The organism is Streptomyces cacaoi, from assembly GCF_006539165.1.
In the GTDB taxonomy this organism is placed as follows: domain Bacteria; phylum Actinomycetota; class Actinomycetes; order Streptomycetales; family Streptomycetaceae; genus Streptomyces; species Streptomyces cacaoi.
Genome location: NZ_BJMM01000002.1, coordinates 633,964 through 648,350, shown reverse-complemented (window position 1 = coordinate 648,350; position 14,387 = coordinate 633,964). Strand labels below are relative to the sequence as shown.

Genomic DNA, 14,387 nt, shown 5'->3' with positions numbered 1-14,387 from the left:
CGGGCTCACCGGCCGGGCGGGTCGCACAGCGCGGGGTGACGCACCGGGCGGTCGGCACATTCCGTCGTGCGGTGCGCGCACCTAGCGTCGGATGGGAGCGGGCCCGTCCGTGGCCCTGGAGTGCTCGTCCCCGCGCCCGGTACGCGTCCGTGTGTCCACGCCCCGCCTGGTCCGTCCCTCTCCCCCACTCGCCCGTGATCGGAGCCCGTCATGCATCTGCGTGTGATCCTTCCCGTCCTCGGTGACTCCCTGGTGGAAGCCGTCCGTGCCGAGGTCGCCCACTGGGCCGCGCCCGGAACCCGGTTCGACGTCGTCACGCTCGCACGGGGCACCGCCAGTATCGAGTCCGAGTACGACGAGGCGCTGGCCGGGCCGGGCATCCTGGAGCGGGTCGCCGAGGCCGTCGAGGACGGGGTGGACGGCGTGTTCGTGGACTGCTTCGGTGATCCGGCCGTGCCGGCCGCGCGGGAGATCGCCGGCTTCCCCGTCGTCGGCGGTTTCGAGCCGGCCGTGCTCACCGCGCTCAGCCTGGGCGAGCGGGTCGGCGTGCTCACCGTGCTGCCGAACGTGGTCCCGATGCTGCGCTCGCTGGCACGCCGGCACGGCGTCGAGACGCGGCTCGGTGCCATCGAGGTGGTGAACGTGCCGGTGCTCGGGCTGGACGGCGAGGGCGAGGCGCTGGTGGAGCTGCTGGCCGCACGCGGCCGGGAGGCGGTCGCGCGGGGGCAGGCCGATGTGCTGGTGCTCGGCTGCACGGGCATGCTCGGCGTCGCCGAGGCGGTACGCGCACGGCTCGCCGACGGGGGCGCGCCCGTGCCCGTGGTGGATCCGACGGCCGCCGCCGTGACCTGGCTGGAGCGCGCCCACCGCCTCGGGCTGCGCCCCAGCCGGACCACCTACCTGGAACCGCCGGCCAAGCACCGGGTTCCCTGAACATGTGCGCCTGTCCCCCTCCGGTGGGCCGGCGCCGGGCCCGGTGCCGGCCCACCGGAGGCCCGGGTCAGCCGGCCAGGTCGCGGGCCGCCTCGACGAAGCGCTCCACGTCCTGGCGTGTGGTGTCGAAGGCCGTCATCAGGCGCACGAGGCCGCGGTCGGGGTCCCAGGTGCTGAACGCATAGCGCCGGCACAGCCGTTGGGCCAGCTCGTCGGGGAGGACGGCGAAGACCGCGTTGGACTCGACGGGATGGGCCAGGCGTACGCCGGGGACGGTCGAGAGGCCGTCGGCGAGCAGGGTGGCCATGGCGTTGGAGTGCCGGGCGTTCTCCAGCCACAGCTCGTCGTCGAGGAGGGCGAGGAGCTGCGCCGAGACGAACCGGGCCTTGGAGGGCAGTTGGGTGGTCGCCTTCTTCACATAGGCGAGGCCCGAGACGGCGTCGGGGTCGAGCACGATGACGCAGTCCCCGTAGAGGGCACCGTTCTTGGTCGCGCCGAAGGAGACGACGTCGACTCCGGCCTCCGTGGTGAGCCGGGCGAGGGGCACGCCGAGGGTGGCGGCCGCGTTGGCGAGCCGGGCACCGTCCAGGTGGAGGCGGAGCCCGTGCGCGTGCGCCTCGGCGGCGAGCGCCTTGAGTTCCTGCGGGGTGTAGCAGGTGCCCAGTTCGGTGGTCTGGCTGACGGAGACGACACCCGGCTGTGCGTGGTGCATATTGCCCAGGTCGCGGGTGTAGCGGCGCAGCGCCTCGGGGGTGAGTTTGCCGTCGGGCGCGGGGACGGTCAGGAGTTTGACGCCGGCGTGCTCGGGTGCGGCCGTCTCGTCGGTGTGCAGGTGTGCGCTGTCCGGGCAGATGACGGACTGCCAGCGGGCGGCCATGGCCTGGAGGGCGACGAGGTTGGCGCCGGTGCCGTTGAAGACGGGGTAGGGCTCGGCGTCCGGGCCGAAGTGCCGGCGTACCGTCTCGCGCAGGCGTGCGGTGTAGGCGTCCTCGCCGTATCCGGGCTGGTGGCCGCCGTTGGCAGCGGCCAGCGCGGCCATCACCCGGGGGTGTGCGCCGGCCCAGTTGTCGCTGGCGAAGTCGTGCCGGGACGGGTCGTGCAGGACGGGAGCCGTGGGCTCCTCATTCATGGGGGCTCCTTGCGGGGTTCCGGGGCGGGGCGGGCGTGTGCCGCCGCCCGTGCGGGGCCGGGCGGTCGGTCCGGGACGCTGGTGTCAGTCGGGCCCGGCGGGTGCGCGGAAGGCGTCCAGGGTCCGGCGTACTCCGGTGCGCAGTGCGGCGGCGTCGGTGTCGGCGGCCAGCAGCGCGACGGGCGGAAGCTGCCGGGTGAGCGCGGTGCTGCCGGCGAACAGGCCGCCGGCGCGGCCGTTGCGGTGCGCGGCGGTCAGCGCCTCGCGGACGGCGGTCACCACCTCGGGGGCGTCGGCCGCGGTGCTGCCGAGGGAGAGCGCCAGGTCGTACGGCCCGACGAACAGGCCGTCGATGCCGGTCGTCGCGGCGATGGCGTCGGCGTTCCGCAGCCCGTCGGCGGTCTCCACCATGGGCAGCAACAGCGGTTCCGGCGGGGTCCGTTCGCCCCGGGTGAGCGCGGCGCGGGTCAGGCCGGTGCTGCGGCGGCCGTGCGGGGGGAGGCGTGCGGCGCGCACCAGCGCGGCGGCCTGCTCGGCCGACTCGACGGCGGGCACGATCACTCCGGCGGGCCCCGCGTCGAGGACGCGGGCGAGGAGCGCCGCGTCGTGCGAGGGCAGCCGCACGAGGACGGGGAGTGCGCAGGCGTCGGCGACGCGCAGCAGGCCGGGCACGTCGGCGGGTTCGAGCGCGCCGTGCTGGAGGTCGAGGCCGAGCCAGTCGAGTCCGGTGCCGCGCAGTGCCTCCAGCGCGAACGGGCCGAGGAAGCTCGCCCACAGGCCGAGGCGCGGGGGCGGTGGCGGGCTGCCGGGGTGCCGGAGGGTCTCGGCGAAGGTGTGCGTGCCGGGGTGCATCGGTGCTTCTGCTCCTGGGGTGCGGTCCGACGGGGTGTTCAGGTGTGCGGGTCGAGGGCGCGGCAGGCCATCTGGAGGGCGAGGCGCCGGCTGGGGTCGTCCAGGTCGATGCCGAGGCGTTCGCGGATCTGGCGGATGCGCGCTCCGATGGTGTTGCGGTGCACTCCGAGGGTCTGGGCGGCGGCGACGGCGGAGCCGCCGCTCTCCAGGAACGCCCGGAGTGTGTCGAGCAGATGGGTGTGTTCGGGGTCGCGCAGCGGGGCGAGCGCGGTCTCCGCGAAGGCGCGGGTGACCTCGGAGCGTTGCAGGGTGGCGAGCAGCCGTGCGACGCCGAGTTCGTCGGCGTGTTCGACGGCGGGCCGGAAGGCGTGGCTGCGGGCGAGCGAGGCGGCGTCGCGGGCCTCGGCGAGGGTGTCGGCGAGCCCGGCGGGGCCCCGCCGTGGGCGTCCGATTCCGGCGATGTCCAGGGCGGGGCCGTGCGTGTGCGGCAGGGCGGCCAGGGTGATGCGGAGGGCGCGCAGGAGCCGGCGGGCCTCCTCGGGGCGGGGTTCGGCCGGGCTGCTGATCCAGGCGGCCCAGCCGTCGCCGCTGTCGACCGGGCGGACGATGTGCACGCGGTGCCGGGCGAGTTCGGAGCGCAGGGGTGCGAGCAGGCTGTCCAGGTCTTCGCGGGTGCGGGGGTCGTCGGTGGTGAGGTGGATCCCGGTGTGCCAGTCCTGGAGTCGCCAGCCGAGGGAGAGGGCGTTCTCGACGGTGTCGCGGCTGACGGTGTCGCGTGCGGCGGTGATCTCGGTGAGCAGCCCGGCGCGGAAGACGGCGTCCCGGTCGGCGCCGGCACGCCGCCCGGTGAGCCAGGAGCGGACGAAGGGCTCGACGACGGCGAGGGACACGGCGAGGGTCTCGGCCCGGTCGGGGTCGGCGCGTTCCAGGGGGACGGCCAGCCAGGCGGCGGCCCGGGGGCTGTCGCCCTCGTGGAGGGGCTGGACGGGGTGCACGAGCAGGTGCTCGGTCTGCTGTGGGACGGGCAGGTCGAGCCGGAGTCCGGCGGGCAGCGGCACGGGGTCGCCGAGGAGCGGGGTGCCGTCGGAGGTGACGAGGGAGAGCGGCGCGGCCAGGGTCCGCCGGGCGGAGGCGAGGATGTCGTGGCCGGATGTCTTGGCGCCGAGCTGCCGTACGAGGGCGAGGACGGTGCGGGCCCGGGTGAGTTCGTGTGCGCGTACGCGGATGCCCAGTTCGCACAGGAGGGTGGCGGGTTCGGCGTTCTCCAGCCACAGGACGGGCAGTTCCAGACGGTCGGCGAGCCGGACGGCGGACAGCAGGGGCCGGCCGCCGCCGGCGGCGATCAGCAGTCCGGCGGCGTGTGCGGTGCGGGCGCGGCGTACCAGCGCGTCGAGCCGGTGGGGCGGGGTGATCTGGCTGTCGTCGCAGACGAGGAGGTGGCCCGCGATGCCGTCCCCGGTGCCGTCCGCCGCGGCGGCGGGGGTGTCGGCGGTGTGCCGGGAGACGTCGGTGACGGGCCGTTCGAGTCCGCCGTGGCCGGCGAGGGTGACGGCGCCGTGCAGCAGCGGGTCGGCCAGCAGGTCGGCGACGCGTATCCGGGAGGCGCCCGTCATGTGCTGCTCCTTTCCGGCGCGGCGCCGGCGGGGGCGGGTGTCTTTCCGGTGGCCGGGGTGAGGGTGAGCCCGTAGGCGCGGGGTCCGACGAGGTGTGCGGCTTCGGGCGGCCACCGGTGGAGGGCGGGCAGGTGCAGGATCAGGACGGTGCGGCCGGTGCGGAGCTGGTCGCAGCGCAGGGGCGCGTGTCCCGCTGCGTCGACGGCGACGATGATGTCGGGGGTGGCGGCGAGGGTCTCGCCGTCGACGGTGACGGCGAGGAGTTCGTCCAGCAGGTCGACGCGGACGACGGCGCCGTCGCGGTGGTCGTGCAGGGTGACGCTGCCGGTTTCGGCGCCGTGCCGGGGCCGCAGTTCGTCGATCCGGCCGGCGCACAGCAGCCGGGCCCCGAGCCGGGCGGCGAGTTCCGCCGGGGGTGCGTCGCGGGCGGCGAGGTAGCGCTCGCCCAGGCGTACGCAGGCGGTGAGGCTGCCGGGGATGCCGGAGGTGCGCAGGGTGCCGGCGGTGACGGGGTGGAGGGCGAGCGCGGCGGCACCGCCGAGCGCGGCGATGTCGGCGTGCAGCAGGGGTGCGACGGCGCGGGGTGTGCAGGTGGGCACGAGCACGGTGTCCCCGGCGGGTGAGGTCAGGGCGAACGGGCAGGCGGGGTGGCCGTCGAGGGCGAGGGTGGTCTGGTCGATACGGGGGAGGGCGCGGCCCATGAGGTCGCCGTCGAGGACGGGCAGGCCGAGTTCGGCGGCGGCGAGGGCGGGGGCGAGGGCGTTGAGCCCGCCGATCTCGATGATGCCGACGGCGTCGGCGGTGCGTCCCGTGGCGGTCTCGACGGCGCGGACGGCGCGCGCGAAGTCCTCGGCGCACGGCAGCCGTTCGGACAGCACGTCGGGGGCGCCGGCCTCGCCGGCGTGGACGACGAGGGCGTCCTCGGGGAGGGCGGCGGCGGGGACGACGGGCACGGGCGCCGCCGCGAGGGTGTGCCGCAGCAGCCGGGCGGGCAGCGCGACGTCCCCGCCGCCGCCGGAGCCGAGGAGGGTGGCTCCGGCGGCGAGCGCGGGCAGGTCGGCGGGGGTGAGCCGGTTCAGGCCCGCGGGGGCCGCCGCGGTGGGGTGCGGGCTGGTGCGCCGGGTGCCGTTCACCGTTGGATCATGGCAGGTGCCCTGGTCACACCGGTACGTACGGGTGGTCGTAGCCGAAGACGCCGGGTCCGGCGAGTGCCAGCCCCTCGGGGGTGCGCCAGCGGGGGTCGCAGGGCGCGACGACGACGCTGACGCGCAGGCCGTAGCGGAGGAACTCGGTGGTGACGGGTTCGCCGGTGTCGGTGTCGAGGACGCAGATGAGGTCGGGGACGCTGGCGAGGATCTCGCCGTCCCGGCGGACGACGAGGTTCTCGTTCTGGAAGGCGAACTCCAGGCTGTGCCCGGTGTCCTCGTCGAGCCCGTCGAGGACGGCGTCGCCGCGGACGAACCCGGCGGCGGTGCCGCGCCGCACATCGACGATCTTGCCGGTGAAGACGCGGCGTCCGCCGAGGACGTCGGTCGCCGCCTGGACGGGGTCGGCGTGGCTGCGTGCGGCCTCCCGGATGGTGGTGCCCAGGCGTTCGCACAGGGTCATGGTGCCGCGCACCATGTGCTCCTTGACCTGGGCGCCGGTGAGCGCGTAGAGGCTGACGGCCGCGCTGCAACCCATCTCGACGGTGGCGGAGCGGGCGAGGCGTTCGGCCCAGGCGTTGTCGACGGTGCGCAGCGTGAGGTCGTTGCCGCGTTCGTCGGCGAGCGCCATGGGTGTGGCGCGGATGCCGCCGAGGGTGGGCAGCAGCATCTGGAGTTCGGGGAAGGCACGTCCCATGCCGTCGGCGTCGATGAGGGGCAGGCCGAGTTCGGCGGCGGCGACGAAGGGGATCATCGAGTTCACCCCACCCGCCTCGATGGAGACGGTGTGGGTGACGGGGCGGCCGAGGAGTTCCTCCAGGGCGCGCAGTGCCCGGATCGTCTCCTCGCCCGAGGGGAGTTTCTCCACCATGACGGTGGGGGCGCCCATGAAGGCGGTGGGGACGACGAGGGCGTCGTCGGGCACCTCGTCGACGTCCACGAGGGAGACGGGCCCGTTGCGTTCGAGTGCCTGCTGGGCCAGCAGGCGGCCGATGTAGGGGTCGCCGCCGCCTCCGGTGCCGAGCACCGCGGCGCCGCGGGCCATGTCCTTCATGTGGTCCGCTGTGATCTCACGCATCGTTGTCGCCTCCCAGGCTCAGTTCTCCGACGGCCTTGGCCCGTACGCGCGCGGCGTTGCCCGGCAGATAGGCGAGCGGGACCTCTTCGATGTCGACGATCTCCACGGTGCCGGGCCGGGCGCCGGCGGCGACGGCGCGGTCGACGGCTTCCTGGCGGGCCTCGTCGAGGACGGCTTCGCGCTGCTGGGGGCCGATGGAGAAGACCCGGTCGACCTCTCCCCCGGCCTGGGCGATGGCGGCGCCGATGGCGTTGGCGACGGCGTGGTGTTCGGACCGGACGACCTGTGAGGCGCCGGGCAGGTCCTCGGGGACGAGGATGCTGCCGCCGCCGACGGCGACGACGGGGACGGGTTCGGCCGAGACGCGCATCCGGTCCACGGTTTCGGCCATGCGCTCGCCGATGCCGGCCAGTGCCGCGTCGACCAGGGAGCGTTCCAGGTGCGCGACGCGGGCGGGGTCGCCGATGTCGGCGCGGCCGGCGGCGACGGCGATGTCGGTGGCGGTGAGCTGGTCGCCGCCGAAGACGAGGGCGCGTTCGGTGAGCCGGTAGCCGACGCTCTCGGGGCCGACGGCGGTGCGGCCCGCGGTGTGGGCGACGTGGCTGCCGCCGCCGATGCCGATGGAGAGCACGTCCGGCATACGGAAGTTGGTCTGCACACCGGCGACGCTGACGTCGGTGGAGGCCTCGCGGGGGAAGCCGTTCTGGAGGATGCCCACGTCGGTGGTGGTGCCGCCCACGTCGACGACGGCGCAGGAGCGGGTGCGGGAGAGGAAGGCGGCGCCGCGCATGGAGTTGGTGGGGCCGGAGGCGAAGGTGGCCACGGGGTAGCGGCGGGCGTAGTCGATGTCCATCAGCGTGCCGTCGTTCTGGCTGAGGAACACCGGCGCGGTGATGCCCGCTTCGGCGACGGTGCGGGTCAGTCCCGCGGTGACGTGCTCGGCGAGGGAGCGCAGCGCGGCGTTGATGAGGGTGGCGTTCTCCCGGCCGAGGAGCCCCATGCGGCCGATCTCGTGGGAGAGGCTGACGGGCGCGCCGGGCAGCTGTTCCGCGATGATCTGCGCGGCGCGGGTCTCGAACTCGGCGTTGACCGGCGAGAACACGGACGAGAGGGCGAAGGATTCGGCGCCCGCCTGGACGGCCTTGTCCAGGACGGCGCGGAATTCGGCCTCGTCGAACGGGCCGATCTGTGTGCCGTCGTACTCGTGGCCGCCGTGGCACAGGTAGCTGTGTCCGCCGGCGGCTGTGCGCAGCGGCTCCGGCCAGTCGACGAACGGCGGCAGGGCGCGGGTGGCGGGCAGGCCGAAGCGGATGGCGGCGGTGGAGGCGAGGGAGCCGCCTTCCACGAGGGCGTTGATGAAGTGCGTGGTGCCGATCATCACGGCCCCGATGGCGGCCGGTTCGAGGCCGCTCTTCTCCCGCAGGTCGCGCAGCGCGGTGACGATGCCACCGGTGACGTCCGCGGTGGTGGATGCCTTGGTGGCGCCCAGCACCTGGTCGTCGCGGATCAGTACGGCGTCGGTGTTGGTGCCACCGACATCGATGCCGAGTTTGAGCATCGTGGGTCCTTCCGTGAGCGGGCTCCCGCGACGATAGGCACAGTCCGCCGCGTGGTCACCGGGCACCATGCCGTGTGGCGGTGGCCCGACTGGGCACGGTGCACACCGCACCGCCCGGGCAGAGAGCATCGCCCGTACGGCGCGTGGTGCGCCGTACGGGCGGTGGGGGTCGGCGGTGGCTCAGCAGTCCTGCCACAGCCGGGTCATGACGCGGACGCCGAAGCGCAGGCCCTCCAGCGGCACGCGCTCGTCGACGCCGTGGAAGAGCCGGTTGTAGGGCAGATCGTGCGGCAGCTTGAGGCCCTTGAAGCCGAAGCAGCGGATGTCCAGCTTGGTGAACGCCTTGGCGTCGGTGCCGCCGGGGTTGCAGTAGGGCACGGGGTGGCCGTCGGGGTCCTCGGCGCGTACGGCGGCGCACATGGCGTCGACGAGCCGTCCGTCGAAGGAGGTCTCCATGCCGATGTCGTGGTTGACCCACTCGCGGGTGACGGACGGCGCCAGCAGCGCGTCGACGGCGTCGATGAGTTCCTGTTCGTAGCCGGGCAGGAACCGGCCGTCGACCCGGGCGGTGGCCTTTCCGGGGATGACGTTGGTCTGGTAACCGGCCGAGAACATGGTGGGGTTCGCCGAGTTGCGGAGCACGACCTGCATGAAGTCGGCCACGTGCCCCAGCTTGGCCAGTTCGACCTCCAGCTTCCCGGCGTCGTCGACCTCCAGGTCGATGTCGACGCCCTGGAGGTCGGCGGCCTCCTTCAGGAGGGCGCGGACGGGCTCGATGAGGCGGACGGGGAAGGTGTGGCGGCCGATCCGGGTGAGGGTCTCGGCCAGGTCCGTCACCGCGTTCTCGTCGTTGGGGGACGAGCCGTGCCCGGCGCGGCCGGTCGCGGTCAGCTCCATCCAGGCCATGCCGCGCTGGGCGTTCTCGATCGGGTAGAGCCGCCGGGTGTCGTCGAGGGCGTAGGAGAAGCCGCCGCCTTCGCCGATGGCCTCGGTGACCCCGGCGAACAGCTCGGGCCGGTGCTCGACCAGCCAGTGGGCGCCGAACTTGCCGCCGGCCTCCTCGTCGGCGAGGAACGCGAGCACGATCTCCCGTGCGGGCTTGAGTCCGGTGCGGGCGTAGTACCGCGCGGTGGCCAGCATGACGGCCACGGTGTCCTTCATGTCGATGGCGCCGCGGCCCCACAGATAGCCGTCGTGGATCTCACCGGAGAACGGCGGCACCTGCCAGTCGTCCGGGTCGGCCGGTACGACGTCGAGGTGGCCGTGCACGAGGAGGGCGCCGCGGGAGGGGTCGGCTCCGGGGATGCGGGCGATGACGCTGGCCCGCCCCGGCGCGCTCTCGACGAGCGTCGAGTCCATACCGACCTCGTCGAGCCGGGCGACGACCCAGTCGGCGCAGGCGCGCTCGTCGCTGGTCGGGTTCGAGGTGTCGAAGCGGATCAACTCGGCGCACAGGTCGACGACTTCGCGCTGTGCCTCTTCCAGGTGGTCGGTGGTCATGCCGCTCCTACAGGGGTGTTGCCGGGTGCGGGGGAGGCGTCCTGCTGCTCTCCCTCGTCGAGGGTGGAGGTGCCGTAGGTCCTGACCCAGCCGAGCAGGCCGAGGACGGAGTACAGGACGAACGCGGTGATCAGGGAGTTGAGCGCGGGGATGCCGCCGTCGTAGAACTCGCCGACGCAGAACGCCGCGGCCCAGATCACGAGCGACATGGGCACCCATGTCGGCGCGGTCCGCGGCAGCTCGCCGGACGCGCGGGTCTCGGCGAGCGGCTTGCACATCCGCCGCACCACCCAGTACTCGGCGACGATGATGCCGCCGACGGGCGGGATGGTCACACCGAGCAGCGAGAGGAAGTCGGTGAAGTGGTCCATCATGCCGATCGCGGACAGCAGGGTGCCGGCGAGGCCGAGTGCGATCGTCACGACGCCGCGGTGCAGCCGCTTGCGGAAGACGACCTGGAAGAAGTTGACGACGCCGAGCGAGGAGCCGTACAGGTTCCAGTCGTTGATCTTCGCGGTGGACATCAGGACGACCAGGACACCGAAGACACCGGACGTGGAGAGCACGATGTGCGAGACGGCGTCGCTCTTGACCAGGTGGCCGAGGAGCACACCGGTCATGCCGACGATGTACTCGGACAGGATCATCGACGAGGCGCTCTGCACGAAGACGTGGGAGCTCTTCTTGTTGTAGCGCGTCATCTCGGGCGAGACGATCGCGCCGGTCATGAAGCCGCCCGCGATGGCCGTCGCGGCGACCGACAGCGGCATCGCGTCCCCCGGGGCCGGGGAGTGGATGAGGTCGGAGACCGAGTGGTCCATCAGGGAGCTGGTGACGGACCAGGCGACCATCGCGAAGAAGAGCGGCGTGACGATCTTGGCGAAGTGCGCCATGTAGCGGAAGCCGAAGATGACCAGACCGGTGATGGCCAGCCCGGCGACCACGCACCACACCCACGACGGCCCGCCGACCAGTTCGGAGACGCTGTCACCGAAGATCGAGTTCTGTACGCCGAACCAGCCGACGAGGCTGACGGCGAGCACGAAGCTGACGATCGCGGAACCGTTGCGGCCGAAGCCGACCCAGCGGGTCAGCAGCGGGGTGGCCAGGCCCTCCCGCATACCGGCCAGCCCGATCACGAAGATCACGATCTCCAGGACGACGGCGCCGAGGGTGAACGCCAGGAAGGCGCCCTTGAACGTCATGCCGACCCCGATGCTCGCGCCCAGCGTGAACTGGGAGATCGAGCCGGACTGGGCCAGCCACTGCAACAGCATCGTCCAGAAGCCGAGCCGCTTGTCGGCGGGGACCCGGGAGAGCGAGTAGTCGTCGCTGCCGAGCTGCTTGTTCTCGGTCTTCGCCTGGCCGGACGCCTGGAGGTCCGGCTGCGCGGGGGCCGTCATCGGGACTCCCCGCGGGTGCGGCGGCCGGGCGCGGAGGGGACGTCGGCACCGTGGGCGCGGGGATCGTCCTGCGGATCCGCGACATCCAGCACGTAGTTCAACATGAGCGGGCCTCTCTGATCCGTGCGGGCCGGCCGGGTTGTCCACCGGGCCGGCCGCTCAGAGCAGCGTCGGCCTCGAACAGCGCTGTTGGCAATGGTTTCCCGTTATCTGCAACAGCCGTCTGCATAATGAGATGTCGTGGCGCCCACGGCCGCCCACGCCCTCGGTACCGATGACAGCCGAGGACAACCGACGGCAACCGACGGCAACGGACCGCACCCGGGAGCGGCGGCACCGCACGCGACGACTCGTGCGCGCCGTGTACGGAGGCGGTCCGGAGAGAGCGGGCGGAGCCCGGAGAGAACACGGGGTCGCCCGGCACGAACTCCCGTCCGAGCACGGGTCTCAGCCCGGCGGCCGAACGGGCGGGCGGGGCGGTCCCGACGGAGAGACGACGCCGCCTGAGAGGGCGTGCGGTCCGGGCCCCGGGCCGCCGCACAGCGCAGCAGCCGCACGGTGGCCCCGGTGCCCCACGGCGCTTCCGGCCCTTCCCGCTCGCGCAACGGGCCGGCAGCGACGACCCGCCCCCGGGATCAGTTCGTGTGCGAGGGCGGTGGGGCGGTCGAGGCGCGGACCTGGACGCGGGTGGGCAGCCGGGTGGCGGCCGTTTTGCGCGTACCCGAACCGACCTCGACGAGCCGGGAGACCGCGAGGGCGCCCGCCTCCTCGACGGGGACCTGGAGCGCGGTGACGGGCGGCGTGGTGGCGCCGAGGGCGGTCAGGTCGTCGACGGCCGCGAGACTGATGTCCTCGGGGACGCGTATTCCGGCGGCGGCCAGACCGTGCAGCAGGCCGAGCGCCAGATAGCTGTTGTACGCGATGACGGCCGTGGCCCGGCGGGGCAGTTCGCCCACGGCGCCGGTCCCCGCGTCGTAGGTCGGCGGGAGCGGGCCGAGGGTGTGCAGCCGGCCGCCGCTCTCGCCCACCGCCTCCTCGGCCGCGGTACGGCGTGCGGCGTCGGCCCAGGAGCCGCGCGGGCCGGAGACGTAGGCGATCTCGCGGTGGCCGAGACCCGTGAGGTGGCGCACCAGTTCGGCCGTGCCGGAGGGGGTGTCGAGGACGACGGCGGGCAGCCGCCCGACGCCGCGGTCGACGAGGACGAGGGGGCGGTGCCTGGCCCGGGCGCGCAGCTCGCGGTCGCTGCCGACGGGCGCCACCATGACCAGCCCGTCGGCCTGTTCGCAGATCCGTTCCGCCAGCGCGGCCTCGCGCGCCGCGTCGTACTCGGAGACGCCGATCAGCAGATGGCCGTCGGTCTCCTCCGCGGCGCGCTGGGCGCCGAGCACGAGCGGGGAGAAGAAGGGGTTGGCGAGGGTGGGGACGATCAGGCCGACCATGCCGGTGCGCCCCGTCGTCAGGGCGCGCGCCGCGCGGTTGGGGTGGAAGCCGAGGCGTTCGGCGGCCGACCGTACGCGTGCGAGGGTGGGGGCGGCCACCATGTCGGGCCGCATCATCGCGCGGGAGGCGGTCGCCTTGGAGACCCCCGCTTCCCTGGCCACGTCCGCCAGTGTCGCCACCCTCGCTCCCCTCCGCCGGAGTTCCGGCTCTTCCCGCCCGGGCCGACCCGTGTCATCCTATCTGCAACCGGTCTCTGCAACCGGTTTCAGAGACCGGTTGCAGAGACCGGAGCCAAGCCCGTACCACCGCCGCGCTCCGCGGCGCCGCCCACCGTCGAGGTTGCGATGCCCCACACCGACAGCAGGCCGCCGAGCCCGGACACCGCTTCGCAGGACGGCGACGGCGCCGCTCGGCCCGGTGCCACGCCCCGGTGGGAGCGCTGGTTCGCCGTCCGCGCGCGGGGCAGCACCCCGCGGACCGAGGTCATCGCCGGCCTGTCGATGTTCGTCGCCACGGCCTACGCCGCCGTCGTGGTCCCCGGCCAGCTCGCCAAGGCCGGGATGCCGCACGGGCCGGTGACCACCGCGGTGATCATCGCCATCGTGCTGGCGACGCTCGGCATGGGCCTGATCGCCAACCTGCCGTTCGTCATCGCCCCCGGCCTCGGCGGGGTGGCGCTCGTCGCGGTGACGCTGGTCGGCCAGGACCATGTGCCCTGGGACGCCGCGCTCGGCATGGTGCTGTGGTCGGGTGTGGCGTTCCTGCTGCTGACGGTCTTCGGCATCCGGGACCTCATCACACGGCTGATGCCGCTCAACCTCAAGTACGCGATCAGCGCGGGCCTCGGCCTCTACATCGCGCTGCTCGGCTTCCGTGACAGCGGCCTGGTCGTCGCCAAGCCGGACAGCGACAGCCTCACCCTCGGTGCGCTCTCCGAGGCGCCCGGGCTGCTGGCGCTGGGCGGCCTCGTCCTGCTGACGGCGCTGTCCGCACGCAAGGTGCCGGGCGCCTTCCTGATCACCATGGCCGCGGTGACGATCGCGGGCATCCCCGCCGGGGTGACGGAGGTGCCCGACCATCTCTTCGGCGCCCCCGACAGCCCCGGTCCGGTGGCCTTCCACGTCGATGTGCTCGGCGCGCTCAAGCCCGAGTACTTCCCCTACATCTTCGCCTTCTTCGTCTCGGAGTTCTTCTCCATGACCGGCACCCTGCTGGCCGTCTCCGGCCGGGCGAAGCTGCTGGACGCGGACGGCAATCTGCCCCACATGCGGCGGCCGTTCTATGTGGACTCGGCGGCCGTCATCGGCGGCGCCGGGCTGGGTGCTCCCAGCATGACCGCGTACCTGGAGTCCTCGGCGGGCGCGGACAGCGGTGGGCGCACCGGGCTGTCCTCGGTGGTGGCCGCCGGCGGCTTCGCGGCGCTGCTGCTGATCACCCCGTTCGCCACGCTGATCCCCTCGGCCGCGACCGCGCCGGTGCTGATGTACATCGGCCTCAACATGCTCGGCGCGCTGCGGAACGTGGACTTCTCCGAGCCGACGGCCGCGCTCCCGGCGGCCCTGCTGGTGGCCACCACCGTCTTCTTCGGCAACTTCGGCACCGGCATCGCCGTCGGGCTGGCCGCGCACGTGCTGGTGAAGGCCGCCGCCGGCCGCTTCAAGGAGATCCCCTGGGGCCTGTGGGTGGTCATGATCCCGCTCGGCTACTACTTCTACACACTGGTCTAGCCACCGGCC

Annotated in this window: 11 protein-coding genes; 2 read left to right on the top strand and 9 right to left on the bottom strand. The window is 73.6% G+C overall.

The window, feature by feature from the left end:
• Positions 1 to 210 precede the first annotated feature (210 nt).
• Positions 211 to 933: an aspartate/glutamate racemase family protein gene (locus tag SCA03_RS03110; RefSeq protein WP_086816672.1), complete on the top strand. Its 723-nt coding sequence runs from the start codon at positions 211 to 213 to the stop codon at positions 931 to 933.
• A 67-nt stretch (positions 934 to 1,000) separates the two neighbouring features.
• On the opposite strand, the gene SCA03_RS03105 is transcribed toward SCA03_RS03110, so the two are convergent.
• The 9 genes from SCA03_RS03105 to SCA03_RS03065 all read right to left on the bottom strand — a co-directional run bounded on the left by SCA03_RS03105 (position 1,001) and on the right by SCA03_RS03065 (position 12,830).
• Positions 1,001 to 2,062 carry a threonine aldolase family protein gene (locus SCA03_RS03105; RefSeq protein WP_086816675.1) on the bottom strand — a complete coding sequence of 354 codons (1,062 nt, stop codon included), beginning with the start codon at positions 2,060 to 2,062 and terminating at the stop codon, positions 1,001 to 1,003.
• Between the two features lie 84 nt (positions 2,063 to 2,146).
• A complete protein-coding gene (locus tag SCA03_RS03100) occupies positions 2,147 to 2,914 on the bottom strand; it encodes an HpcH/HpaI aldolase family protein (protein ID WP_051846997.1) in 768 nt (255 codons plus the stop codon).
• Between the two features lie 38 nt (positions 2,915 to 2,952).
• On the bottom strand, positions 2,953 to 4,527 hold the full coding sequence (locus tag SCA03_RS03095; RefSeq protein WP_086816677.1) for a helix-turn-helix domain-containing protein: 1,575 nt from the start codon (positions 4,525 to 4,527) through the stop codon (positions 2,953 to 2,955).
• Positions 4,524 to 5,660, bottom strand: a complete 1,137-nt coding sequence (locus tag SCA03_RS03090; protein WP_086816679.1) for an S-methyl thiohydantoin desulfurase family protein — start codon at positions 5,658 to 5,660, stop codon at positions 4,524 to 4,526. The genes SCA03_RS03095 and SCA03_RS03090 overlap by 4 nt, the downstream gene beginning before the upstream one ends.
• Positions 5,661 to 5,685: 25 nt before the next feature.
• A complete protein-coding gene (locus tag SCA03_RS03085) occupies positions 5,686 to 6,750 on the bottom strand; it encodes an S-methyl thiohydantoin desulfurase family protein (RefSeq protein WP_030891244.1) in 1,065 nt (354 codons plus the stop codon).
• Positions 6,743 to 8,308 (bottom strand): hydantoinase/oxoprolinase N-terminal domain-containing protein, encoded by a 1,566-nt coding sequence (locus SCA03_RS03080; RefSeq protein ID WP_086816681.1) that lies wholly within the window; start codon positions 8,306 to 8,308, stop codon positions 6,743 to 6,745. The genes SCA03_RS03085 and SCA03_RS03080 overlap by 8 nt, the downstream gene beginning before the upstream one ends.
• Before the next feature lie 180 nt (positions 8,309 to 8,488).
• A complete protein-coding gene (locus tag SCA03_RS03075; RefSeq protein WP_086816682.1) occupies positions 8,489 to 9,808 on the bottom strand; it encodes a M20/M25/M40 family metallo-hydrolase in 1,320 nt (439 codons plus the stop codon).
• Positions 9,805 to 11,211, bottom strand: coding sequence for a cytosine permease (locus tag SCA03_RS03070; RefSeq protein ID WP_051846995.1), 1,407 nt, complete (start codon positions 11,209 to 11,211; stop codon positions 9,805 to 9,807). Before SCA03_RS03070 ends, SCA03_RS03075 begins: the two co-directional genes overlap by 4 nt.
• Positions 11,212 to 11,846: 635 nt before the next feature.
• On the bottom strand, positions 11,847 to 12,830 hold the full coding sequence (locus SCA03_RS03065; RefSeq protein ID WP_086816683.1) for a LacI family DNA-binding transcriptional regulator: 984 nt from the start codon (positions 12,828 to 12,830) through the stop codon (positions 11,847 to 11,849).
• A 165-nt stretch (positions 12,831 to 12,995) separates the two neighbouring features.
• On the opposite strand from SCA03_RS03065, the gene SCA03_RS03060 reads away from it, so the two are divergent.
• Complete coding sequence (locus tag SCA03_RS03060) at positions 12,996 to 14,378, top strand: NCS2 family permease (RefSeq protein WP_030891259.1); 1,383 nt, start codon at positions 12,996 to 12,998, stop codon at positions 14,376 to 14,378.
• Positions 14,379 to 14,387: the final 9 nt, after the last annotated feature.

Excerpts from the sequence above, each read along its gene's own strand:
- SCA03_RS03110 (WP_086816672.1), top strand. The coding sequence starts at position 211 with ATGCATCTGCGTGTGATCCTTCCCGTCCTCGGTGACTCCCTGGTGGAA.
- SCA03_RS03105 (WP_086816675.1), bottom strand. The coding sequence starts at position 2,062 with ATGAATGAGGAGCCCACGGCTCCCGTCCTGCACGACCCGTCCCGGCAC.
- SCA03_RS03100 (WP_051846997.1), bottom strand. The coding sequence starts at position 2,914 with ATGCACCCCGGCACGCACACCTTCGCCGAGACCCTCCGGCACCCCGGC.
- SCA03_RS03095 (WP_086816677.1), bottom strand. The coding sequence starts at position 4,527 with ATGACGGGCGCCTCCCGGATACGCGTCGCCGACCTGCTGGCCGACCCG.
- SCA03_RS03085 (WP_030891244.1), bottom strand. The coding sequence starts at position 6,750 with ATGCGTGAGATCACAGCGGACCACATGAAGGACATGGCCCGCGGCGCC.
- SCA03_RS03080 (WP_086816681.1), bottom strand. The coding sequence starts at position 8,308 with ATGCTCAAACTCGGCATCGATGTCGGTGGCACCAACACCGACGCCGTA.
- SCA03_RS03075 (WP_086816682.1), bottom strand. The coding sequence starts at position 9,808 with ATGACCACCGACCACCTGGAAGAGGCACAGCGCGAAGTCGTCGACCTG.
- SCA03_RS03070 (WP_051846995.1), bottom strand. The coding sequence starts at position 11,211 with ATGACGGCCCCCGCGCAGCCGGACCTCCAGGCGTCCGGCCAGGCGAAG.
- SCA03_RS03060 (WP_030891259.1), top strand. The coding sequence starts at position 12,996 with ATGCCCCACACCGACAGCAGGCCGCCGAGCCCGGACACCGCTTCGCAG.